Annotated in this window: 20 protein-coding genes and 4 pseudogenes; 10 read left to right on the forward strand and 14 right to left on the reverse strand. The window is 70.3% G+C overall.

Translation table 11 applies throughout. The features are described 5' to 3' along the window. Positions 1–40: 40 nt before the first annotated feature. The 6 genes and pseudogenes from ACIA6C_RS15285 to ACIA6C_RS15310 form a co-directional block, all read right to left on the reverse strand. Positions 41–412, reverse strand: a complete 372-nt coding sequence (locus ACIA6C_RS15285; protein ID WP_399275915.1) for a hypothetical protein — start codon at positions 410–412, stop codon at positions 41–43. Continuing rightward, positions 409–582 (reverse strand): annotated as a pseudogene (locus ACIA6C_RS15290) (ABC transporter ATP-binding protein); the annotation flags it as partial. The pseudogene ACIA6C_RS15290 and the gene ACIA6C_RS15285, both read right to left, overlap by 4 nt. Beyond that, on the reverse strand, positions 528–965 hold the full coding sequence (locus ACIA6C_RS15295) for a hypothetical protein (protein ID WP_399276262.1): 438 nt from the start codon (positions 963–965) through the stop codon (positions 528–530). The gene ACIA6C_RS15295 and the pseudogene ACIA6C_RS15290, both read right to left, overlap by 55 nt. Before the next feature lie 162 nt (positions 966–1,127). After that, entirely contained in the window at positions 1,128–1,556 is a 429-nt protein-coding gene (locus ACIA6C_RS15300; RefSeq protein WP_399275917.1) for an SRPBCC family protein, read from the reverse strand. A gap of 87 nt (positions 1,557–1,643) precedes the next feature. Further along, positions 1,644–1,878, reverse strand: a pseudogene (locus ACIA6C_RS15305) (xanthine dehydrogenase accessory protein XdhC); the annotation flags it as partial. 131 nt (positions 1,879–2,009) lie between these two features. Next, the gene (locus ACIA6C_RS15310; RefSeq protein ID WP_399275921.1) at positions 2,010–2,465 is read right to left on the reverse strand and encodes a hypothetical protein; all 456 of its coding nucleotides are present in this window, start codon (positions 2,463–2,465) and stop codon (positions 2,010–2,012) included. A 19-nt stretch (positions 2,466–2,484) separates the two neighbouring features. Here ACIA6C_RS15310 and ACIA6C_RS15315 point away from each other — a divergent pair. After that, positions 2,485–2,904, forward strand: a pseudogene (locus ACIA6C_RS15315) (LacI family DNA-binding transcriptional regulator); the annotation flags it as partial. Positions 2,905–3,036: 132 nt separating this feature from the next. Here the strand turns inward: ACIA6C_RS15315 and ACIA6C_RS15320 are convergent. Continuing rightward, positions 3,037–4,347 (reverse strand): ROK family protein, encoded by a 1,311-nt coding sequence (locus tag ACIA6C_RS15320; RefSeq protein ID WP_399275923.1) that lies wholly within the window; start codon positions 4,345–4,347, stop codon positions 3,037–3,039. A 156-nt stretch (positions 4,348–4,503) separates the two neighbouring features. Between ACIA6C_RS15320 and ACIA6C_RS15325 the strand changes: the two genes are divergently transcribed. The 4 genes from ACIA6C_RS15325 to ACIA6C_RS15340 are packed head-to-tail and all read left to right on the forward strand — an operon-like array spanning position 4,504 to position 9,103. Continuing rightward, positions 4,504–5,823, forward strand: coding sequence for an ABC transporter substrate-binding protein (locus ACIA6C_RS15325; RefSeq protein ID WP_399275925.1), 1,320 nt, complete (start codon positions 4,504–4,506; stop codon positions 5,821–5,823). Positions 5,824–5,833: 10 nt separating this feature from the next. Then, on the forward strand, positions 5,834–6,835 hold the full coding sequence (locus ACIA6C_RS15330) for a carbohydrate ABC transporter permease (protein ID WP_399275928.1): 1,002 nt from the start codon (positions 5,834–5,836) through the stop codon (positions 6,833–6,835). Continuing rightward, positions 6,825–7,688 carry a carbohydrate ABC transporter permease gene (locus tag ACIA6C_RS15335; RefSeq protein ID WP_399275930.1) on the forward strand — a complete coding sequence of 288 codons (864 nt, stop codon included), beginning with the start codon at positions 6,825–6,827 and terminating at the stop codon, positions 7,686–7,688. The genes ACIA6C_RS15330 and ACIA6C_RS15335 overlap by 11 nt, the downstream gene beginning before the upstream one ends. Further along, on the forward strand, positions 7,685–9,103 hold the full coding sequence (locus ACIA6C_RS15340; protein ID WP_399275932.1) for a GH1 family beta-glucosidase: 1,419 nt from the start codon (positions 7,685–7,687) through the stop codon (positions 9,101–9,103). The genes ACIA6C_RS15335 and ACIA6C_RS15340 overlap by 4 nt, the downstream gene beginning before the upstream one ends. Positions 9,104–9,133: 30 nt before the next feature. Here ACIA6C_RS15340 and ACIA6C_RS15345 read toward each other — a convergent pair. The 3 genes and pseudogenes from ACIA6C_RS15345 to ACIA6C_RS15355 all read right to left on the reverse strand — a co-directional run. Further along, a pseudogene (locus ACIA6C_RS15345) lies at positions 9,134–9,546 on the reverse strand (hypothetical protein); the annotation flags it as partial. Between the two features lie 33 nt (positions 9,547–9,579). Then, complete coding sequence (locus ACIA6C_RS15350) at positions 9,580–10,602, reverse strand: DUF1996 domain-containing protein (RefSeq protein WP_399275934.1); 1,023 nt, start codon at positions 10,600–10,602, stop codon at positions 9,580–9,582. Positions 10,603–10,774: 172 nt separating this feature from the next. Next, positions 10,775–12,931 carry a discoidin domain-containing protein gene (locus tag ACIA6C_RS15355; RefSeq protein ID WP_399275936.1) on the reverse strand — a complete coding sequence of 719 codons (2,157 nt, stop codon included), beginning with the start codon at positions 12,929–12,931 and terminating at the stop codon, positions 10,775–10,777. Positions 12,932–12,972: 41 nt separating this feature from the next. Here ACIA6C_RS15355 and ACIA6C_RS15360 point away from each other — a divergent pair, with 41 nt between their 5' ends. The 4 genes from ACIA6C_RS15360 to ACIA6C_RS15375 all read left to right on the forward strand — a co-directional run bounded on the left by ACIA6C_RS15360 (position 12,973) and on the right by ACIA6C_RS15375 (position 16,546). Further along, complete coding sequence (locus ACIA6C_RS15360; RefSeq protein WP_399275938.1) at positions 12,973–13,137, forward strand: hypothetical protein; 165 nt, start codon at positions 12,973–12,975, stop codon at positions 13,135–13,137. 355 nt (positions 13,138–13,492) lie between these two features. Beyond that, on the forward strand, positions 13,493–14,056 hold the full coding sequence (locus ACIA6C_RS15365; RefSeq protein WP_399275940.1) for a hypothetical protein: 564 nt from the start codon (positions 13,493–13,495) through the stop codon (positions 14,054–14,056). Between the two features lie 95 nt (positions 14,057–14,151). Next, entirely contained in the window at positions 14,152–14,709 is a 558-nt protein-coding gene (locus ACIA6C_RS15370; RefSeq protein ID WP_366083352.1) for a PadR family transcriptional regulator, read from the forward strand. A gap of 112 nt (positions 14,710–14,821) precedes the next feature. Beyond that, positions 14,822–16,546: an acyl-CoA dehydrogenase family protein gene (locus ACIA6C_RS15375; protein WP_399275942.1), complete on the forward strand. Its 1,725-nt coding sequence runs from the start codon at positions 14,822–14,824 to the stop codon at positions 16,544–16,546. 78 nt (positions 16,547–16,624) lie between these two features. On the opposite strand, the gene ACIA6C_RS15380 is transcribed toward ACIA6C_RS15375, so the two are convergent. From ACIA6C_RS15380 to rox, 3 genes are all read right to left on the reverse strand, one after another. Further along, the gene (locus ACIA6C_RS15380; protein WP_399275944.1) at positions 16,625–17,539 is read right to left on the reverse strand and encodes an NAD-dependent protein deacetylase; all 915 of its coding nucleotides are present in this window, start codon (positions 17,537–17,539) and stop codon (positions 16,625–16,627) included. 104 nt (positions 17,540–17,643) lie between these two features. Beyond that, entirely contained in the window at positions 17,644–18,186 is a 543-nt protein-coding gene (locus ACIA6C_RS15385) for a GNAT family N-acetyltransferase (protein ID WP_399275946.1), read from the reverse strand. Positions 18,187–18,392: 206 nt separating this feature from the next. Continuing rightward, entirely contained in the window at positions 18,393–19,865 is a 1,473-nt protein-coding gene (gene rox, locus ACIA6C_RS15390; RefSeq protein ID WP_399276251.1) for a rifampin monooxygenase, read from the reverse strand. 368 nt (positions 19,866–20,233) lie between these two features. Here rox and ACIA6C_RS15395 point away from each other — a divergent pair, with 368 nt between their 5' ends. Continuing rightward, entirely contained in the window at positions 20,234–20,938 is a 705-nt protein-coding gene (locus ACIA6C_RS15395; protein ID WP_399275948.1) for a hypothetical protein, read from the forward strand. A gap of 109 nt (positions 20,939–21,047) precedes the next feature. Here the strand turns inward: ACIA6C_RS15395 and ACIA6C_RS15400 are convergent, their stop codons facing one another. Further along, positions 21,048–21,671 carry a hypothetical protein gene (locus ACIA6C_RS15400; RefSeq protein ID WP_399275950.1) on the reverse strand — a complete coding sequence of 208 codons (624 nt, stop codon included), beginning with the start codon at positions 21,669–21,671 and terminating at the stop codon, positions 21,048–21,050. Between the last annotated feature and the right edge of the window lie 69 nt (positions 21,672–21,740).

Consider the following 21,740-nt stretch of genomic DNA (forward strand, 5'->3'; position numbering starts at 1 on the left):
GCGATGCCGAGGAGGGCATAACTCACCGACACCGGCCTGATCACCTGGTAGACGGGGAGTTCGTTCCAAGTCGGTAGGTGCCCGATTCCAGCTCGCGTCCGACCAGCGGGCCCGCGACGAACGCGCCGAGGGCCAGGGGCAGTACTCCCGTTCCGAGCCCGATGTAGTTGAACACCTTGTTGACGCAGAGGCTGCGGGAGAGGAAGCCGCGGACTTGGATGCCGCATCCGGGCACGGAGTTCTCCACCTTGCAGCCGGTTGCGGCGAGATCGTCGGCCAGTGACTGGACGTACCAGCGGCCGGCAGGCAGGGCGATGGCGGCGAGCAGTACGAGGGCGAGCGCCGCCCACAGCACGTGTCGGTGCAGGCCGATCGTGACTCGAACAGGGCCGCGCAGATCGAGGCGGGTCATGCCGCCGCCTCCATGGCCGTGGTGAGCAGGGCCGGGACGCCCGGGGCGCCCAGGTGGGCGAGTACCAGTTCCTCCAGGGTGGGTTCGAGAGCCTGTCGGCCTTCGCCGTCGGTACTCACGGGCCCCTCCGGACGGATGAGGGCGGTGAGTTGGTGGCGCCCTCCCGTCCGTACACGGCAACACAGCGGGCGACAGCAGACAGGGCGAACACAGTGGCCAGCTGCGCGTCGTCCAGAGCGAGACGCGGTGTTGCGCCGTCGCCAGCGAGGACCAGGAGGGCTTCGGCGACGGCCGTTTCCATGGGGATGCTCTCCAGCCACTCGATGTCCGCGGGCCCCATTACCACGCGGCGGCATGGGAAGAAGTCGGGGCCGGCCAGGACGGATTCGGTCAGTAGCCCCGAGCCCCGCTGGTGCATCAGGCGGCCGTGGTCGGGCCACGGCGCCCGCCGCCGCGGCGGCAACGACGGCTTCCGGGTCAGCGGCGAGGTACCCCCGCGCATCAGATCCAGGGCGCCCGTTTCGCCGGCGATCTGTTCCGTGCTGGTCGTCATGTCGCCGCCCGATTACGCCGCGGGCCTGGCCGGGACAGCCACGATCCCGTTCGGGACCGTGCTCCGGTGCCGCGGCATGCCCAGGCGCGGCACCGCAGTACGGCGCGTCTCCCGCAAGTGGCGCGCCTGAGCCGGGCGGTGCGGCGCTCCGGCCCCGTGCGCTCAGCCGCCCATCGCCTCGCAGTACCGCTTCAGCCCGGCCGCCTCCATGTCGACGTACCGGCGAGTCAGCTTGCCGTACGCCAGCGCGAGCAGCGGCGCCATGAAACCCTTTTGCCGCAGGCCGAGCACGACGCGGGACCGGCCCGCGCCGAGCGGCTCGATCCGGTGCGTACTGATCGTGGTGAACACCGGGTTCTGGGAGCGCCACTCGAAGCTTCGCCCGGCCTCCATCTCGGTGACCTGCCACACCTCGGTCGCCAGCTTGAGCTGCCGGACCTCCGCCTCGCTCCCGACCGCCACCGGGCCGCCGGACAACAGCCGTACGCTCGGCTTCGACACCGTCCAGCGAGGCCAGCCCTCGATGTCGGCCAGCACCTCCCACACCCGCTCCGGCGCTGCCGCGACATCCACCGTCACCTTGTACCGCACTCGCGTTCCCTTCTTCGGAGCCGATGCCCCACGGTACGGCCAGTCGCGTGGTGACGTTCACTCAGCACGTTCTTCCTGTGCGAAGGTCAGTGCGGCGTCCTCGGCGCGGTCGTGGGTCATGATCAGGACATGGGTGCCGGAGGGGAGTGCGGTGAGGACCTCCTCCGACAGCAGCGGTGTGTGGTGCACGTGCATCTGCGCCACCTCATCGGCGAGGACCGCCGCCGTTCGTCGGCGAGCATGTCGGGGCGGTGTCGATCAGGTGCAGATCGAGGTCCTGGCGGCCCAGGATGCGTGCCAGCTCCGGTCCGACCTGCCCGACGCTGCCCCTGAGCGCTCTGGTTGGCCTGGTTGAGGAATCTGAATGGCCTGCGGGGCAGGACAGTGAGGCCAATCCGGTGGCACCCGGGCCCAACTGGAACACCGGCACCCCGTCGGGGGTGGTTCCTGGCGTTACTCCTTGGGCGTCATCCGCCAGGTTCCGTGTCGTACGTCGAGCATGGCGGTGAGGTCGGCCTGTGGGAACGGGACGCCCAGCCGCCACGGGTGCGGTAGGGCAGCCAACCCGATGACGACCACGTCCTCAGTGATGTGAGACAGGGCCCCGATCCAGTGAGGTGCGGCGCCGATCAGCTGTTCGGGCAGCCAGAGGTCGGGCTCGGGAACCCGTGCGAAGGGCTCCTCGGTGAGTTCGGCGAGGGCAGAGCCAGCCAGCAGGGCCAACAGCCGCGCCAGCACCGCGGCGGGCGGGGCGGGGTCGCGGGCTTCCAACGTCACGTAGCAGTCGTCGTGGCCCGAGAACCAGACCCGGGAGTCGCCCAGGAGACCCAGGAGCGGTTCGTCGACGCCGGTCGTGCCGAGCACGAGGGCGAGCTCGTCAAGCTGCTCCGGCGTCACATCGGCGGACACGTCGATCAGGGGGATGGACCGTGCACGGCGAGCTCGGCCGCGATCAGCGCGGGCTGCAGCGAATGCCAGTCCTCATCCGGGTAGGAGTTGGTCTTGGGACTTCACCCTCGACGGGGGCGAGCGGGCGGTGCGGAGCCTGCTTGCCGAACAGCCCGCCCTGGACGGGGTGTTCGCCGCCAACGACCTGATGGCGCAAGGAGCCTGCCTGGTGCTGCGCGAGCACGGCCGCCGGATTCCGGACGACGTGGCGGTGGTCGGCTTCGACGACTCCGGCGCGGCGGCGGCCTGCCGGCCGAGGCTGACGACCGTGAGGCAGCCGGTGGAGGACATGGCGGCCGAGATGGTCCGACTGCTCCTGCACCGTGTCGCGGGCGCGTCGGACACGGGGCCGGCGTCGGTGTTGTTCGCGCCCCACCTCGTGGTGCGCGACTCGGCGTGAACGCCCCGGGGCTGATCCCTGGCCCCCCTGGAGCTGGTCCCTGCGGCGGCCGCCCGGCGGTGCAAAGGCGTCGGGGCTTCGCACCGGAGTGCCCCGCGTGCTCGGTGGTGGGGCCGGCAGGCCGGCGTCCGGTCACGCGCGGCGGGGCGTCGTTTCGCCGCGGACGCGCAGGGCCGTGCGCCAGGCCGGGGGCTCGATGTGGGGCTGGGGTGCCGTGCGGCGGCCACCCGTGGCGAAGAAGGCGGACAGCGGGAGCGTCGCCGCGCCGACCGTCACGGCGTCCGGCCCCAGGGAGCCCATGCCGATGGTGACCCGGCCGGCGGGATGACGCAGCGAGTACCGGGTCGCGTGCTCACGTACCGCCGCAAGGATGTGGGGGCCCAACACCAGGCCCGCCCAGCCGCCGATCAGGATGCGCTCCGGCTGAAAGAGGTTGATGAGGCCGGACAGACCCGCCCCCAGGTATTCCGCGGTCTCCTCCAGCACCTCCAGCGCGACGGGGTCCTCCGTACGGGCCGCCGCCAGCAGCGCCGAGAGGGCCTCCTCCTCGTCCACGGAGTCCACCGGGCCGCCGCCCCGCTCCGCCCACCGCGCCAGCAGCGACTCCGCCCCCGTATAGGCTTCCAGGCAGCCCAGAGCCCCGCACCGGCAGCGCCTGCCGCGCACCGAGACCGTGAGGTGCCCGCACTCCAGCGGGGTCCCCTCCGTCGTCCCGCCGTCCGGCGAGCCGTCGGTGATCAGGCTCGCGCCGACGCCCGACCCGAACAGTACGACCAGCGCCTCCCGGGCGCCGCGTCCCGCCCCGAACCACATTTCCGCCTGGCCGAGGGTTCGCGCGCCGTTGTCGATGATGTAGGGGACCTCGTTCGGCACGGCTCCGGTGGCGCGCAGCAGCTCTTCCAGCGGTACGGCGTCCCAGCCGATGGTCTGGCCGTGTACCACGGTCCCGCCCGGTGCGCCCCGTTCGACGATGCCGGGCACTCCGACGCCCACGCCCAGCAGCCGCTCTGCGCCGATGGCCGCCTCGGCGAGTACGGCGGCGATCCCGTCCTTGATGTGGGCGACGATGGGGCCCACGTCGTAACAGCCGCGTGGCAGCAGCGGCATTTCGGCGCGGGCCAGTTCTCTCAAGGTCAGGTCGAACAGCTCGACACGGACGCGGGTCTCAGCGACGTCGACGCCGATCATGTGCGCACTGCCCGGGGCCACGCGCAGCAGCGTGCGGGGGCGGCCGCCGTCGGAGTCGACGACGCCGGCTTCCTCCAGGAGTCCGTCGGTGACGAGCTCGCCGACGACATTGCTGACGGATCCGGAGCTCAGCCCCGTGGCGGGTCCCAGCTCCTGGCGGCTCATCGGCCCGCCGAAGTACAGACGTTGGAGGACGGCGCTCCGATTGCCCCGCCGCAGGTCCCGCACCGTTCGCCCGCTACGTCCCGTGGTCATCCGGCCCCTTCCGCAGTGGCATTGCTCGCAACATACCGTTGTGCGAGCCCTTGACGCGACCCTTTCACAGAGCTTAACTCACGTCCTAAATTAAGGCCTGGACGGAGTGCGCCGCGTCGGCCTTCCCGCATCACCGCCGAAAGGGACCGAGCCGCCATGCGCAGAACCCGGGCCGCTGCCACCGCCGTCACAGTCTCCCTCCTCGCCACTGCCGCCACTGCCTGCGGCGGCGGGTCGACGGACAGCGGGGGCGGTTCCAACACCGCCCCCCAGGAGCTCACCTACTGGGCCTCCAACCAGGGGCCCGACATCGCGGCGGACCAGGCCGCGCTCGCTCCCGAGCTGAAGAAGTTCGAACAGCAGACCGGCATCAAGGTCAAGCTGGAAGTCGTCCCCTGGGCCGACCTGCTCAACCGGATCCTCGCCGCCACCGCCTCCGGCCAGGGCCCGGACGTCCTCAACATCGGCAATACCTGGTCCTCCTCCCTCCAGGCCACCGGAGCGCTGCTGCCCTGGGACACCGAGAACTTCCGGGCGATCGGCGGCCGGGACCGCTTCGTCGAAGCCGCCATCGGATCGGCCGGTGCGTCCGGCAAGGACCCGGCAGCCGTCCCTCTCTACTCGATGTCCTACGCGCTCTACTACAACAAGAAGATGTTCCAGGAGGCAGGCATCGAAAAGCCGCCGGCCACCTGGGACGAGATGGTCACCGTCGGCCAGAAGCTGTCCAAGGACGGCAAGTGGGCGCTGGGGGCCGAGGGCTCGAACCTCTCCAACAACATCCACCAGGCCTTCGTGCTCTCCAAACAGCACGGCGCCGCGTTCTTCGACACCGCCGGCAAGCCCACCTTCGACACCCCCGCCAACGTCGAGGCCGTCAAGCAGTACGTCGACCTGATGGCCAAGGACAAGATCATCGCGCCGGGCAACGCCGAGTACGACAAGAACCAGTCCCTCCAGGACTTCGCCAACGGCAAGACCGCAATGGTCCTGTGGCAGAGCGCCGCCAGCAGCTTCAAGGCGCACGGCATGAAGGAGGGCGACTGGGGCGTTGCCCCCGTTCCCGTCCCGGCCGGCGGCGCCCCCGGCACCGGAAAGAACACCAACTCCATGGTCGCCGGCATCAACATGGCCGTCTTCAAGAACACCGACAACATCGACGGCTCCCTGAAGTTCGTGAAGTTCATGACCAGCGACGAAGAACAGAGGCTCCTGAACAAGACCTACGGCTCCATCCCGCCGGTCAAGGCCGCCCAGAGCGACCCCGCCTTCGCCACCGAGGACCTCACCGTGCTCCGCACCACCCTCGCCACCAGCGCCGCCCCGCTCCCGCAGGTTCCCGAGGAGTCGCAGTTCGAGACCGCCGTCGGCACCGCCGTCAAGGAGCTCTTCGCCGACGCCGCGGCCGGTCGCCCGGTGACCTCCGAGTCGGTCAAGGCGAAGCTCACCAAGGCCCAGCAGCAGATGTCGAACTGAGCCCCGCCCGATGACCTCCGCACCCACCGTGATCCCGCCCGATACCACCCCGCCAGAGACGCTGCGCCGCGCGGTCGGCGGCGGCCGCCCGCCCGGACGGCTGCGCCGCGCAGCCCTGCCCTACCTCCTCCTCCTGCCTGCGCTCCTCCTCGAACTGCTCATCCACCTCGTCCCGATGGTGATGGGCATCCTGATGAGCTTCCGCCGGCTCACCCAGTTCTTCATCCGGGACTGGTCCGGCGCACCCTGGACGGGCTTCGACAACTACCGACTCGCCGTGGACGTCAACCGGCCCGTCGGCGAGGCCCTGCTCGGATCCTTCCTGACGACCTGCCTGTTCACCCTGCTCTCCGTGGCCCTGTGTTGGCTGCTCGGCACCGCGGCCGCCGTGTTTATGCAGGAGGCATTCCGCGGTCGAGGCTTCCTGCGGGCCCTGTTCCTGGTCCCGTACGCCCTGCCCGTCTACGCGGCCGTGATCACCTGGGCTTTCATGTTCCAGCGCGACAACGGCCTGGTGAACCACGTCCTGCACGACCAGCTCGGCATCGGAGGAACCGCGCACACCTTCTGGCTCCTGGGCGACAACAGTTTCTGGGCCCTGCTGACGGTGTCCGTGTGGAAGGGCTGGCCGTTCGCGTTCCTCATCGTCATGGCCGCCCTGCAGAACATCCCCAAGGACCTCTACGAGGCCGCTGCACTGGATGGAGCGGGCATCTGGCAGCAGATCCGCCGCATCACCCTGCCATCGGTCGGCGCCGTGAACCAGGTCCTGGTCCTGGTGCTGTTTCTGTGGACCTTCAACGACTTCAACACGCCATTCGTGCTGTTCGGCAAGTCCGCACCCCAGGCAGCGGACCTGATATCCATCCACATCTACCAGTCCAGCTTCGTGACCTGGAACTTCGGCACCGGGTCGGCCATGTCGGTGCTGCTGCTCCTCTTCCTCCTGCTGGTCACCGCCGTCTACCTGCTCGTCACCACCCGCGGCCGGAGGGAAGCCGATGCCCGCTAGAGCCCGCAGCCCGCTCGATCCGCCCACCTCCTTCCGGGTGATCCGGGCCGTCTTCCTGACCCTGCTTGCAGGCTTCGTGCTCCTGCCCGTCTACGTGATGGTCACCAGCTCCCTCAAGCCGCTTCAGGACGTCTCGGGCCAGTTCCGGTGGATCCCCACCGGGTTGACCGTCCGCCCCTACATCGACATCTGGCACACTGTCCCGCTCGCCGAGTACTTCGTGAACTCCCTGATCGTGGCGGGAGCGGCGACCGTCTGCTCCGTGGTCATCGCCGTGTTCGCCGCCTACGCCGTCAGCCGCTACCGCTTCCGCGGCAAGCGCCTGTTCACGGTGACCGTGCTGTCCACCCAGATGTTCCCGGGGATCCTCTTCCTGCTCCCGCTGTTCCTGATCTTCGTCAACATAGGCAACAGCACCGGGGTCGCCCTCTACGGCTCCCGTAGCGGGCTCATCCTCACCTACCTCACCTTCTCCCTGCCCTTCTCCATCTGGATGCTCATCGGCTACTTCGACTCGGTGCCCCGAGACCTCGACGAGGCGGCCGCCGTCGACGGCTGCGGCCCGCTCGGCGCACTGTTCCGCGTCGTGATCCCCGCAGCGGTCCCCGGCATCGTCGCCGTCGCCGTCTACGCCTTCATGACCGCCTGGGGCGAAGTGCTCTTCGCCTCCGTCATGACGAACGACGCCACCCGCACTCTCGCCGTCGGACTGCAGGGCTACTCCACGCAGAACGACGTCTACTGGAACCAGATCATGGCCGCCTCACTCGTCGTCAGCATCCCCGTCGTCGCCGGCTTCCTGCTGCTGCAGAAGTACCTGGTGGCCGGACTCACGGCAGGAGCCGTCAAATGACCCTTTCCGAAAGCCTCCGCCTGACCGGGCGCGGGGCCGCCGACGACGCCGTCGGGCACCCGGCCGCCGAGGACGCCCTCGATCTGGCCGCCCTCCCCGCCGACTTCGCCTGGGGCACCGCCACCTCCGCCTACCAGATCGAGGGAGCGGTCGATGAGGACGGCCGCGCCCCCTCCATCTGGGACACCTTCAGCCGTGTCCCCGGCGCCATCGACAACGGCCACACCGGCGACACCGCCTGCGACCACTACCACCGCTGGCCCGAGGACATCGCCCTGATGCGGGACCTCGGTACCAACGCCTACCGGCTGTCCGTCGCCTGGCCGCGCATCCTGCCCGACGGAGACGGCCCCGCCAACGCCAAGGGCCTGGACCACTACGACCGGCTGATCGACGCCCTGCTCGCCGCCGGAATCGAACCCAACGTCACCCTCTACCACTGGGACCTCCCACAGGCCCTCCAGGACCTCGGCGGCTGGCCCGAGCGTGCCACCGCCGAGCACTTCGCCGCGTACGCCGGCCTGGTGGCCGGCCGGCTCGGAGACCGCGTCACCCAGTGGGCCACCCTGAACGAACCGCTGTGCTCCGCCTGGATCGGCCACCTGGAAGGCAAGATGGCCCCCGGCTGGACGGACCTGACCGCCGCCGTCCGCGCCTCCTACCACCTGCTGCTCGGCCACGGCCTCGCCACCCAGGCCGTCCGCTCCGCGGCTCCCGGCGCTCGGATCGGCATAGTCAACAACCTCTCCACCATCGAACCCGCCACCGACAGCGAGGCCGATCGCGCCGCCGCTCGGCGCATGGACGGCCACGTCAACCGCTGGTGGCTCGACCCGGTCCACGGGCGCGGCTTCCCCGCCGACATGCGCGAGGTCTACGGCGTGGAACTGCCCGAACGCCCGGGCGACCTCGCGGCCGTCGCGGCCCCTCTGGACTGGATCGGCCTCAACTACTACTTCCCGCAGGTCGTCACCGCCGACCCGGCCGGTCCCGCCCCCTTCGCCCGACAGACTGTCCGTCCCGGCGTCCCGCGCACCGGCATGGACTGGGAGGTCGACGCCAACGGCCTGGAAACACTCATCATGCGGCTCCACGAGGAGTACGGGGCCCGGCGCATCCACATCACCGAGAACGGCTCCGCCTACCCGGACACCGTCGCAGCCGACGGCAGCGTCCACGACCCCGAGCGCACCGCCTACCTGACCTCCCACCTGACCGCCTGTGCCCGCGCGGCCCGCCGCGGCGCTCCGGTGGCCGGCTACTACGCCTGGTCGCTGCTGGACAACTTCGAATGGGCCTACGGCTACGACAAGCGCTTCGGCCTGGTCCACGTCGACTACGCCACCCAGGCCCGCACAGTGAAGTCCAGCGGCCGCACGTACGCCGGCATCATCGCCGCCCACCGCTCCCGCTGAAACCTACTCCCTCCTTCGCGCCCCCGCGCCCGCCCTCATGTTGTTCTTGTACGTGGTGTCCGTGACGTAGTCGGTGCAGCCGCCGGAGCCCGGGCCGCCGCCCGGCTGGAGCCAGAACCCGGCGACCATCTTGATGCTGTTCGAGGCCGCCGCGTCCAACAGCTGGCGGCTGCTCGCGTCGGTGCCCCACGTACGGATGGTGTTGGCGCCCAGCGACTTCACGTCGGGCAGCAGCCGCCCGGCGTCCGCCGAGGACGGGCCCCAGGTGACGCCCTTGACGACGTAAGGGGAACCGTTGACCGTCAGCTGCCAGTTGCCCTGCGAGCCGGTCACCTTCACCACGCTGCCGGCGGCCTGCGCCGGTCCCGCGGGGATTACAGCCGCGGTGCCCGCGAGGAGTGCGGCCGCGACGAGGGAACGCATACGGGAGTGCATGCCTGCACCTCCTTGGAAGGGGGTGGGGGAGGAGGAACGGGTCACGGGAGCCGGTAGTCCGGACCGAGGACGGATCCCGCCTCGGGGTGGGTCTCGTCGTAACCGCGGGCGTTGCATTGGAAGCCGCCGTTGATGCACTGGTCGACAAGGGCCTTCAGCGTCCGGTCGTCCCATGCGTTGAAGAAGTCGTAGTGGAAGGAGTGGCCACTGCCGCTGGACAGCCTCACCTGCGACATGTCACCGCTGACCGGGAAGGCCATCTTGAACTCGACCATCGGCAGCGCGACGGGGTGGTCGGCCGGGCACACGTTGTCGTTGCTGCCGGGCTTCACGATCGGGTAGGCCATATGGGCCTTGTGGTCGGGCGTGTCCAGATACTTGCCGTCCCAGCAGCTGGGTGACTGCATGCGGATATTGAGCTGTGTCCCGGCGGGGCAGCTCGCCGGGAACTCCACGTTCTTGAAGCTGTCGCCGCACTCCCAGCCCTCGACCCAGCCGCGGTGGGCGCGGAACTCGGCCGCGGTCTGCGTCGGGCTGCCGACCACGAAGCGCAGGCCCTTGGGGAAGGGGCGCACGCTCTTGTAGTCGGTGACGCCGGTCTTGTAGTAGATCACCTGAGGTCCGGTGGGCAGGACGGGCTGGTTGCCGTTGTAGAGCGTCGGCATCCAGTAGCCGGACAGGTCGCCGGGGGCGTTGCAGCGCGTGCCGCCCGCGCCGAGTGAGGCGGTGGTGGAGTTGGCGTCGGTCGTGGTGTTGCCCATGAAGGTGTGGTTGTGCGAGGCGCAGGGCCGGTCTGGGAAGACGATCGGGTCGTCGGGGGCGGTCTTGCTGACGGCGCAGTTCGCCTGGAACTCGTGGAAGTAGCGGTCGGGTGGGTTCGCCCAGGAGGGGGTGACGCCGGTGACCGGCGGCACGGCCGGGATGTAGCCGTCCCCGTCCCCGTCCGGGTCGTCACCGGTGGCGAGGGGCGCGACGGCGGCATGGTCCATGTGGGCGGCCGCGCCGTTGGGGGGAGAGGCCTGGGCGGTCAGGGCGAGACCGCCCAGGCCCGCCGCCGCGGTCATGGCGAAAGCCGCCGAAACCAGTAGGGCGGACAGGCTGCGAGGTCAGAGATTCACTTCTGCTCCTGCGGATGGTGGGGGAGGCCCTCTGGGTGGGAGAGCGCTCTCTCAAACGGACCGGAAAACGCGGGGCGGCCGACTGCCGCCCCGCGTGTTGCGCGGGTTCGGGGACAGGTCAGGGGAAGGAGACGACGGCCGACGGGGTGGTCGAGGTCCCCGAGGTCGGGGCTCCCGTGGCGTTGATGACGTGCTCGTACTGGCCGTTGCCGCCGAGCGAGACGACGAGCAGGTCGTGGAACTTGACGCCCGGCTTCACCGGCACCTCGAAGCCGTGGTCCTGCCGGATGGTCGGGTCCACGTTGTAGTAGCAGTAGCTGCCCAACCCCCACCCCTCGTGGGTGTTCACCGAGTCGGCCACCTTGTAGGCCGCGAACCCCTTGGTGGAGCCGTTCTGGACGGCAGCCTGGTTGGGCGCGTCGTACGCCTTCTCGTTCTGGAAGAAGATCGTGCGGCCCCGGTCGCCGTTCCACTGCACGTCGTACTTGTTGAAGTGCTCGACGAACAGACCGGTGGCCAGGACGTCGTCGCCGTTCACCCGGAAGCCGTAGTCGGAGCGGTTGGTCTCCCAGCCGACCCCGTCACCGTGGTCGGCGCGCCAGATCCACGTGTGGTCGACGATCGTGTCGTGGTTGTTGATCACCATGCCGACTGTGGCCCTGCCCGCGCCCGCGCCGCCGACCCGGACGAACACGTCCTGCACGGTGGTCGGGTTCGCCGCGTGGTCCGTCGTGGTGCCGGCCGGGCCGACCTCCAGGAGGCTGGGCGAGTTGACGGGGCCCGCGTCGATCAGGAGGCCGGCGAGCCTGATGCCGTCTACGTCGGCGACCTTCAACGCGGTCACTCCGTTGCCCGGGACGATCGTCGCCAGGCCGAGGCCGAGGACGACCGTGTCCGGGCGGTTGACCTGGATGGTCTGGCTGACGTGGTACACGCCGGGGGTGAAGAGCAGGTGCAGGCCCTGGGCCAGCGCCGCGTTGATCGTCGCCGCGCTCGCGCCCGGCTTGACCACGTAGAACTGGCTCAACGGGATCGAGGACCCCTGCGGCGTGCCGTTGCCCCAGGAGGTGCCGCGGGCGCCGGTGCGCTTGGCCGGTACGAAGACCTTGTACTGGGTGCCGTCGAGGTAGAGGAAGGGCTTCTCGCGGGAGACGGGCGTGCTGTCGAGCGTGGTGTAGGGGGCGTTCGGGAAGCTCTGGGCCGGTGCGCCCTGGACCCCCGAGAACACCTGGTTCCACACGGCGTTGGACCATCCGCCGATCGAGCTGTCACGGGTGTACCACTGCTGCTGCGAGTAGTTGCCGACCTGTCCGTCGATCTTGGAGTCGGCGATGTAGCCGCCCGAAGCCCAGCCGTAGCCGTCGGGCGCCAGGTTCAGGCCGCCCTTGACGTGCATCCGGCGGAACGGCGCGGCCTGTGAGACGGCCCAGCGGTCCGTACCGCTGACCGGGTTGAGGGCGAGGTTCTCGGCGGAGCGCCAGAAGTTCTGGGTGGCGTTGCCCCCGAACCAGCCGGCGTCGACGGTCACGTCGCCGTTGATGGTGGTGTCGTCGGGATTGAGGCCGAGGCCGGAGATCGAGGTGTAGAAGCCGAGCTGGGCGTTGAGGCCGTTGTACGTGCCCGGCTTGAAGAGGAACTGGTATCGCCCGGAGCCGAATTGGGCCGATTCCTGCTGCGCGAAGACCTGGTCCAGCTTGGCCTGGATGTCCGGCATCGAGGGGTCGAAGACGATCACGTTCGGTCCGAGGTCACCGCCGCCGGGGATCACCGGGCCGGTGCCCGTGGTGCCGTAGACCTGGAACTCCCAGAGCGAGTAGCCGTAGGCGGTGGCTCGTTGGGTGCCGTAGACGCGGACGTAGCGCGCGGTGCCCGTGATGTCGTGGGTCTGGACCCCGCCGGTGCCCGCGGTCGTCGAGTAGGCGGTGGACCAGGTGGCGCCGTCGGTGGACAGCTCGACCCGGTAGGACTTCGCGTACGCCGCCTCCCAGCGCAGGACAACCTGGTTCACCTGGGCGGGGGCGCCGAGGTCGACCTGTATCCACTGAGGGTCGGCGAACTGGCTCGACCAGCGACTGCCGTTGTCGCCGTCGACGGCCGCACCGGCCGGGGTCCCGGCGCCCTCCACGCTGGAGGCGGTGGCGGGCTTGCCCTGGGAGAGCAGAACGGGAGCCGCCTGGGCCGCGGTGCCGGGCAGCAGCACGAGGAGGGCCGCGACCAGGGCGGCGGCGAGCGCAGCGACGGTGAGCCGCGGCGGGCGGTCGGAGGGGAGTGGCATGGGGGGTGCTCCTGACGTCATGAATCCGGGGGGATCGAAGCGTGAGTGAACTGCCCTCCAGCTGGACCGTCAAGGGTTTCCGCATTCATGAACTGAAGATCCTCAGCGCGATCCGCGCCCACCAGACCTGTGAACTCGAAGTTTCTTCAATCCTTGTGAAAAGTGTTGACGAAAAAAATTCTGCGGGTCTTAACTGGTGTCCCTGACCGCTCCGCCCCGCCGTCGCTGGCGGCGCGACGGAGCGGGGCAGGGTTCAGGAAGTGAGCCATGAACAGGCGGAGTTGAGGGCTACGTCTTCGTTACTTGTCCACTGTCAGCACGCGCCAGGCCGCCCAGAGGGCGTCGAGCACGTCGGAGCGAGGGGCTTCGCGGAGCTGAAGCGGTCAGGATGAACGGCATGTACCAGACCGGTCAGGCCCTGCGCCAAACGCGCTGTTGGCGTCCCCGCTGCTGATCCCTTCCACCCCTGGCGATCGCGGGCCGGCGGCGTGCGACCAGATCGTCCTCCAGCTCGTCCAGCCGGGGCAGCATCGTCGGGCTGACCGAAAGCACGGGACACCGATGGCGCCAACAGCAGCCATCGCGGATCTGCAGCCCTACGCGCCGGTGGTGGAGGGTGACTGGCACCGGCCCCATGGCCCCCACCGCGCTTCGTTCTCCGTATACGGATTCCGGAACACCCTCGGTTCGTTCAAGGCCCACTTCTGGGCCGGGGAGCGGTGGGAATCCGTGCGCGACCACACCGACCCGCAGGTGCGCGCCGAGTTGGACGCCTTGCTGCGCGGGCTGATCTGGGGAGGCATGGACGGCGAGGCCGAGCACGTCGATCCGGGCTTCTTCCGCCCCGCCCCCGCCGCCGACGCCACCGACCCCGCCACCCGCCCCGCCGTCGACTCCGGCGTGCTGCTCGCGCGCACGCCGGACAGCGTGCGGGAACTGGCCGCCACATCGGAGCGGCTACGGCCCCGGCTGGGCGTCCTGCGTCCGGCCTTCGACCGGTACGCCGCCACCCCCGGGGGATGGGTCGGCGACTTCGACGCGTTCGCCGACCTGCTGGAGGACTGGGACCGCGTCCTGTCAGAAGCGGCGCGGCGCGGCTGGGGACTGGTGGGGCTGAGCCAGTAGGGGCGAGCCGGGCGCCCGCGGCCCCGGGGGTGAGGCGTGTCTCATCCGGCCGGTGGCGCTTGTCCATGCAACGAGTTGCATATGAAGATCGGGGTATGGCGCTTGAGCACGCGATCCTCGTCTCCCTGCTGGAGCAGCCGGGCTCCGGCTATGAGCTGGCCCGGCGGTTCGACCGGTCCATCGGCTATTTCTGGACCGCGACCCATCAGCAGATCTACCGCGTGCTCAAGCGCATGGAGAACGACGGCTGGATCGAGGTCCGCGCCGTGCAACAGCAGGGCAGGCCGGACAAGAAGGAACACTCCGTCACCCCGGCCGGCCGGGCCGCTCTGTCGGCCTGGCTCCGCGACCCCGTCCAGCCCGACACCGTCCGGCACGAGATCGCCGTGAAGATCCGTGGCGCGGCCTTCGACGACCCGGCCGCGCTGATCAGCGAGGTCGAGCGGCACCACCAGGCGCACGCCGACCGGCTGACCCACTACCTGGCGGGGGAGCTGCGGGACTTCACCGGCCCGCAGGCTCCCGCCGCGGCCGCGCCGGATACCGGTGAGGAGCTGCAACACGTCGTGTTGCGCGGTGGTATCGCCTACGAGCGGATGATGCTCGCCTGGCTCGAGGACGTCCTTGCCACGCTCCGCCGGATCGCCTCCTAGTCCGCCGACGGGCGCGCGAACCGTCCGACGTGCCCCCCGACGCTTCCCTTTCCCCGTGTCCCCAGCCCCCGAGACAGCCCGGACCGCACCCGGGCCCGAAAGGCGAACCCTCATGACCGACACGCTGCTGTTCAACCCGCACACCTACGACCCCGCCCACTTCGACCCCGAGACCCGCAGGCTGCTCCGCGCCACCGTCGACTGGTTCGAGGACCGCGGCAAGCGCAAGCTGATCGAGGACTACCGCTCGCGAGCCTGGCTGGCGGACTTCCTCGCGTTCTCCGCGAAAGAGAACCTCTTCGCGACCTTCCTCACCCCGGCTCCCGAGGCCGGCGACGACGAGCCGGACAAGCGCTGGGACACCGCGCGGATCGCCGCCCTCAACGAGATCTTCGGCTTCTACGGCCTCGACTACTGGTACGCCTGGCAGGTCACGATCCTCGGTCTCGGGCCGGTCTGGCAGAGCGACAACGCCGCCGCCCGCTCCCGCGCGGCGCAACTCCTCGGCGAGGGCGAAGTATTCGCGTTCGGCCTGTCCGAGAAGACCCACGGCGCCGACATCTACTCCACCGACATGCTCCTGGAGCCCGACGGCGAAGGCGGCTTCCGCGCCCGCGGGTCCAAGTACTACATCGGCAACGGCAACGCCGCCGGCCTCGTGTCCGTCTTCGGACGCCGCACCGACGTCGAGGGGCCCGAGGGGTACGTCTTCTTCGCCGCCGACAGCCGTCACCCGGCGTACCACCTGGTGAAGAACGTCGTCGACTCGTCCAAGTACGTCAGCGAGTTCCGCCTCGACGACTACCCCGTCCGGGCCGAGGACGTCCTGCACACCGGGCGCGCCGCCTTCGACGCCGCACTCAACACCGTCAACGTCGGCAAGTTCAACCTCTGCACGGCCTCGATCGGCATCTGCGAGCACGCGATGTACGAGGCCGTCACCCATGCGGACAACCGGATCCTCTACGGCCGCCCCGTCACCGCCTTCCCGCACGTGCGCCGTGAGCTGGCCGATGCCTACGTCCGACTCGTCGGCATGAAGCTGTTCAGCGACCGCGCCGTCGACTACTTCCGCTCCGCCGGTCCCGACGACCGCCGTTACCTGCTCTTCAACCCGATGACCAAGATGAAGGTGACCACGGAGGGCGAGAAGGTCATCGACCTCATGTGGGACGTCATCGCCGCCAAGGGCTTCGAGAAGGACACCTACTTCGCGCAGGCGGCCGTGGAGATCCGCAGCCTGCCGAAGCTGGAGGGCACGGTCCACGTCAACCTCGCGCTGATCCTCAAGTTCATGCGCAACCACCTGCTGGAGTCCGCCGACTACGCACCCGTGCCGACCCGCCTCGACGCGGCCGACGACGAGTTCCTGTTCCGTCAGGGACCCGCGCGCGGCCTGGGCTCCGTACGTTTCCACGACTGGCGGCCGGCCTTCGACGCGTACGCCTCCCTGCCCAACGTCGGCCGTTTCCGCGAGCAGGCCGACGCCCTGTGCGAGTTCGTCAGGACCGCCGCCCCCGACGAGGAGCAGAGCCGTGACCTCGACCTCCTCCTGGCCGTGGGCCAGCTCTTCGCCCTGGTCGTCCACGGTCAGCTGATCCTGGAGCAGGCACGCCTGTCGGGCCTGGACGAGGACGTGCTCGACGAACTCTTCGCCGTCCTCGTACGGGACTTCTCCGCCCACGCGGTGGAGCTGTACGGCAAGGACTCCGCGACGGCGGACCAGCAGAGCTGGGCGCTCGGGGCGGTTCGGCGCCCGGTCGTCGACGCCGACCGCTCGGCGCGCGTCTGGGCGCGCGTGCAGGCACTGGCCGGGGCCTACGAGATGGCGCCCTGACGGGACCGGAGCGCGAGGACCATCACCACGCTGCGGGAGTCCGCGCCGGGCCGAGCCGCCGGCAGCCCTGAGTTCCCCTCAGGGCCGCCGTGCCGACTCCGCCGATCCGATGTCCAGGGGGACGTCCAGTCGCTCGGCCACCGTGGTGAGGGTGGCCCCCAAGGGCAGCGCGACCCGGGTGACGGCGTGCCGGTCGCCCCGGGTCGGATCCCGGTTGACGATCAGGACGGGTTTCCCGGCCCGGGCCGCCTGGCGGACGAACCGCAGCCCCGACATCACCGTCAGCGAGGAGCCCAGGACCAGCAGCGACGTGGCCGCCTCGACCAGGTCGCGGCAGTGCTCGACCCTTGGCGGCGGAACGCTCTCGCCGAAGAACACCACGTCCGGTTTGAGGACGCCCCCGCACTGGTGGCAGGGCGCCACGGAGAAGTCCCCGACCTGCTCGTCGGTGAGGTCGGCGTCGCCGTCCGGGTTGAGTCCCGCCGCCACCGGTCCGAAACCCGCGTTGGCCTCCTCCAGCCGGTGGGCGAGCTCACGGCGCGAGGTGAGGGCGCCGCAGGAAAGGCAGACCACGCGCTCCAGGCTGCCGTGCAGTTCCACCACGTCCTCGCTCCCGGCGGCCTGGTGCAGCCCGTCGACGTTCTGGGTGATCACACCCGAGAGCAGGCCCTGCCGCCCGAACGCCGCCACCGCCCGGTGCCCGGCGTTGGGCCGGGCGCGACCGAACGTGCGCCAGCCGAGGTGGCTGCGCGCCCAGTACCGGCGCCGGGCCCGGGCACTGGCGGTGAATTCCTGGTAGGTCATCGGGGTGTGCCGACTCAGGCTCCCGCCCTCTCCCCGGTAGTCGGGGATGCCCGACTCCGTGGAGATGCCGGCCCCGCTGAGCACCAGCACACCACCGCTCCTCAGCGCGTCGACGACCGGCGCCGGCTCCGTGGTGCCCGGTAGCGGGTCCTCGGTGGGCGTCCAGCTCAGAGTGGGGCGCATGCGCATGCTGCCAGCGTACGGAACGGGTAGGACAACGGCGCGGGAGCCGGACGGATGGGCGGTGACGGTCGCCGGCCGGTCGCCGGCGGTACGGCGTCGAACGCGGGGCCTCAGGAGCGGGTGCGTCCCCATGTCTGCAGGCGGAAGGGCCGTCCCTTCTCCTCACCGGTGATCAGCGGCACGTCGAGCAGTCGAAAGCCCGCCTTGGTGGCCACGGCGACGCTGGCGGCGTTCTCCGCCTCCAGTTCCAGGATCACCTGCTCCGCGCCCAGTTGCTCGAAGGCGTAGGCGGACATGACCCGGACGGCTCGCGCCGCCAGGCCCCGGCCGCGGTGCGCCGGGCCGACCGCGTAGCCGATCTCGGTTCCCTCGGGGGCGCGCCGCAGCATCACCTCGCCGAGCGGGGCTCCGCCGTCGACGGTGATGGCGAGCAGGATCGCCGTGCCTTCCGCCCGCAGCTTCCGGTCCCGGTCCAGGCGCGCGCGGGCGGCCGCGTCGTCGAAGGGGGAGACGATCGGTGTCCAGTAGGCGATGTCGGGGTGGTCGAAGAGCCCCGGCATCGCGGCCAGGTCCGCTTCCGTCCAGTCGCGTAGGACGAGACCTTCTCCCTTGAGCTCGATCTGCTTCGGAAACGACGAGTTCGTGCTGGTCATGATGGGGGTCCTCCGCGGCTGTTCCGACGAAGCAGGGTAACCGCGGGAAGGCGGCGGGAGCACACGATTTCCTGCGCTCCCGGCGCCCGGCCGCCGGCCCGGAATGCGCAGCGTGACCGGCTGGGCGCCAAGGGTCGCCGCGGGAGATCTTCACGGCTTCCTCCCGGCCGGGGGAGCCGGCGGCCCGGCAGGCTCGCAGGGTGCGATCAGGCCGTGGCGGTGCCGAACCATGCGGGCAGATGGCTGAGGAGATCCTCCTGGTCCTCGCCGACCCAGGCGACGTGGCCGTCCGGTCGCAGCAGTACCGCGGGCGCGTCGAGTTCCTTGCTGACTTCGACGACGTGGTCGACCCGGTCGGCCCAGCCCGCCACCGAGAGGCGGCCCGTCTGGTCGAGCAGCAGGCCGCGGCCCTCGTGCGCCAGGTCGTACAGGCGCCCCCGCTCCAGCCGGATGTCCCGCAGCCGGCGGCCGAGGAGGTCGTGACCCGCGCCGAAGTCGTAGCGGATCGCGATCGCGGTGATCTTCTCGATTAGGTACCGGTTCACTTCCTCGAACTCCACCAGTTCCGCCATCAGCCGGCGCACCGCCTGCGCACCCGGCTCGGACGACATCAGCTGGATCTGTGCGCGGGTGTTGTCCAGTACGTCGGCCGCCACCGGGTGCCGTTCGGAGTGATAGCTGTCGAGCAGACCTTCCGGTGCCCAGCCGGCAACCTCCGCCGCCAGCTTCCACCCCAGGTTGAACGCGTCCTGGATACCGAGGTTGAGGCCCTGGCCGCCGGTCGGCGGGTGGATGTGCGCCGCGTCGCCGGCCAGCAGCACCCGGCCGACCCGGTACTGCTCCGCCTGCCGGGTCGCGTCGCCGAAGCGGGAGAGCCAGCGGGGCGAGTGCGCGCCGAAGTCGGTGCCGCCGTACGCCCGCAGCTGCTGCTTGAACTCATCCAGGGTCGGCGCGGCGGCACGGTCCTCGGCCACGCCCTCGGCAGGCACGACGACCCGGTACTCCCCGTCCTCCATGGGCATGGCACCGAACCGCATCTGGGTCTTGCGTACCTCGGCCGTCACGGCGGCCAGCGTCTGCGGCTCCACGTCGAGCTTCATGACGCCCAGCAGTGTCTCGACCCGAGACGGTTCGCCGGGGAAGGCGACACCGAGCAGCTTGCGCACCGTGCTGCGGCCACCGTCGCAGCCGACGACGTAGCGCGAGCGCAGCCACGTACCGTCGGCCAGTTCGACGCCCACCCCCTGGCCGTCCTGGGCCAGCCCGGTCACCTCGCAGCCGCGCCGGATCTCGGCGCCGGCCTCGACGGCGTGCTCGGTCAGCAACCGCTCGGTGGTGGTCTGCGGGATGTGCAGGACGTACGAATGCGCCGTGTCCATCCGCTCCGGCCAGGACTTGGCGAGCCCGGCGAAGAAACCGCCGACCATGTACTGCTTGCCGAGCGCGAGGAACCGGTCCAGCAGACCGCGCTGGGCCATGACCTCGATGCTCCGGGCGTGCAACCCCTGGGCACGGGACTGCTGGGTCGGCTCCGTCTCCTTCTCCAGTACGAGCACCCGCACGCCGTGCAGGCGCAACTCGCAGGCCAGCATCAGGCCGGTCGGGCCTCCACCGGCCACGATCACGTCCGCGTCCAGGTGTGCGTCCGGGTGTGCATTCAGATGTGCGTTCACGGCCATGTCTGTGTTCGTCATGCGAAACCCCCATCGAGCGTGTTGCCAACGCCCGGCTGCTGTGTGCCCGCCGACCGCCCGTAGGCCGGCGAATGCGCACATATTTCGTCAGTCACCGAATTCATGCGGTTTCCGGGTAGGTCGGCGATTCTGCAGCATCACGGGGGCCTTGCCGCAAGGCCCCCTGTGCGCTATATCTTGATAGTGGCAAGGAGTGGGCAACGACCTCCTTGCCTTTCTCATGCCTGCTGCGGTGTAGTGCGGTGGACCCTTCCGCGAGGGTCGCGGCCAGGCGGGTGGGGCCGGATGCGGTCGAGCCGAACGATCGAGCGCCGGGACACCTGGGGCCGGGTTGACGTTCGTGCATCCACGCGGTGCACAAGGAGAAGGGCGACGACACGATGAACGGATCCGTCTCCAACGGTTTGGGCCGGGCGGGCATCGCACTCGGTGCGGCCCTGGTGTCAACCGTGCTCTGCACCACCGTGAGCGCGGCGGCTCCCGTCGGCATGAGCGGGGCCGCGGGTACGGACTCCGTCGCGCGCACCGTGGCCGAAAGCGCCTGCCCCGTCGTGTACTTCGACCTGGGCGAGACCCTCGTGCACACCGCCGACGACGGCAGCATCGTCTATCAGCCGGGAGCTGCCGCTTACCTGCGCGCCCTGCGCGAGCGCCACATCAGAGTCGGTTTGATCACCAACGTCCCGCCCTCCTGGGGAACGACCGACGCCGAGCGCGCCGCCAGGCTGCAGAAGGAAGTCGACTCTGCGTGGAAGGACGCCGCGCCCTTCGCCTGGACGGACTTCGCCGGCCGGATCCTCACCCCCCGCACCGAGGCGGAGCGCAAACCGGCTCCCGTTCTCTGGGAACGCGCGAGGGCCGAGTCGGGGAACTGCCGGCTCGTCTACCAGGCGGAGACGGCCGAGGAGGTCGGGGTCGCCGCCTCGTTGGGCTATGTGCCGTACCAGGTCGGGCAGCCCCACCGGCCCGCGTTCCTCCCGGTCGGGCTGGTCCGACTGCTCGGCCACCACCGCTCCTCCAGCACGGCGTCGGCCGACGGCTCGTCGAGCCGGCGGTAGGAGGCGCCCGGCGCGAACGCGCTACTCGCGAGGCCTGCCTGCCTCGGCGCGATCAAGGATGTCTTCGGCCACAGGATCGTGGGCGGGGTGTGGCCCTCGGGCGGGCGTTTCAGCGCCCTGCCGACCGTGGCCGCCGCGGCTTCCGGCGCCGCTTCTCGTACGCCTCCCGGATACCGCCGGCCAGTCCCAGGAGCATCGCTGCCCCGATCGTCACCTCGGCTGCTGTGCGCAGGCCTTGGCCGTGGACGTCTCCGGCAGCTCGCGGGGAGACCTTGCCCTGCGGGTCGTGCACCACGGCCAGTAACGCGCCCTCCTTCGCGAGCCGCGAGGGGGTGTCCAGATGCTCGGGGCCGCCCGCGGGGCAGTCCAGGCGGTGGTCGTACGAGGTTCGGGTCGTGGTGCTCCAGTGGCCGTCGGCGTCCATGGAGGATTCCGTCTCGGTGTGCTCGGTGACCTTCAGCACGACGCAGTTGATCTCGACGCCCCGGTCCTCCAGCGCGCTGTGCCCCACGGACGCGAGTGCCAGGATGGCGCCGAGACCGGCGGGGAGTGCCGACAGCGCGATGAGTGAGGCTCCGCGCCGTGTGGCGAGCGCGGCGTGCCAGCCGAGCAGGACCAGGGGGAGCAGCAGCCCGCCGAGGTAGAACCCCCAGCTGCCCAGCGACCCGTACGCCGACTCCCAGGCCACCCCGAACGCCAGGGCCGCGGCCAGCGGCGGCGCGGCCAGCGCCACTGCGGTCCGCCAGAGCCCGCGTGCCCAACCCCCGTGTCGGCCCGCCATGCCGCCCCCCGTGGCTCGTAC

The organism is Streptomyces sp. NPDC051578 (assembly GCF_044454045.1).
Lineage (GTDB): Bacteria > Actinomycetota > Actinomycetes > Streptomycetales > Streptomycetaceae > Streptomyces.

Bases quoted from the DNA above. Each gene is read 5' to 3' on its own strand.
- ACIA6C_RS15370 (WP_366083352.1), top strand. From the start codon at position 14,152: ATGGCGCTTGAGCACGCGATCCTCGTCTCCCTGCTGGAGCAGCCGGGC.
- ACIA6C_RS15375 (WP_399275942.1), top strand. From the start codon at position 14,822: ATGACCGACACGCTGCTGTTCAACCCGCACACCTACGACCCCGCCCAC.
- ACIA6C_RS15325 (WP_399275925.1), top strand. From the start codon at position 4,504: ATGCGCAGAACCCGGGCCGCTGCCACCGCCGTCACAGTCTCCCTCCTC.
- ACIA6C_RS15295 (WP_399276262.1), bottom strand. From the start codon at position 965: ATGACGACCAGCACGGAACAGATCGCCGGCGAAACGGGCGCCCTGGAT.
- rox (WP_399276251.1), bottom strand. From the start codon at position 19,865: ATGGCCGTGAACGCACATCTGAATGCACACCCGGACGCACACCTGGAC.
- ACIA6C_RS15320 (WP_399275923.1), bottom strand. From the start codon at position 4,347: ATGACCACGGGACGTAGCGGGCGAACGGTGCGGGACCTGCGGCGGGGC.
- ACIA6C_RS15330 (WP_399275928.1), top strand. From the start codon at position 5,834: ATGACCTCCGCACCCACCGTGATCCCGCCCGATACCACCCCGCCAGAG.
- ACIA6C_RS15355 (WP_399275936.1), bottom strand. From the start codon at position 12,931: ATGCCACTCCCCTCCGACCGCCCGCCGCGGCTCACCGTCGCTGCGCTC.
- ACIA6C_RS15340 (WP_399275932.1), top strand. From the start codon at position 7,685: ATGACCCTTTCCGAAAGCCTCCGCCTGACCGGGCGCGGGGCCGCCGAC.
- ACIA6C_RS15365 (WP_399275940.1), top strand. From the start codon at position 13,493: ATGGCGCCAACAGCAGCCATCGCGGATCTGCAGCCCTACGCGCCGGTG.
- ACIA6C_RS15335 (WP_399275930.1), top strand. From the start codon at position 6,825: ATGCCCGCTAGAGCCCGCAGCCCGCTCGATCCGCCCACCTCCTTCCGG.
- ACIA6C_RS15380 (WP_399275944.1), bottom strand. From the start codon at position 17,539: ATGCGCATGCGCCCCACTCTGAGCTGGACGCCCACCGAGGACCCGCTA.
- ACIA6C_RS15385 (WP_399275946.1), bottom strand. From the start codon at position 18,186: ATGACCAGCACGAACTCGTCGTTTCCGAAGCAGATCGAGCTCAAGGGA.
- ACIA6C_RS15350 (WP_399275934.1), bottom strand. From the start codon at position 10,602: ATGACCGCGGCGGCGGGCCTGGGCGGTCTCGCCCTGACCGCCCAGGCC.
- ACIA6C_RS15285 (WP_399275915.1), bottom strand. From the start codon at position 412: ATGACCCGCCTCGATCTGCGCGGCCCTGTTCGAGTCACGATCGGCCTG.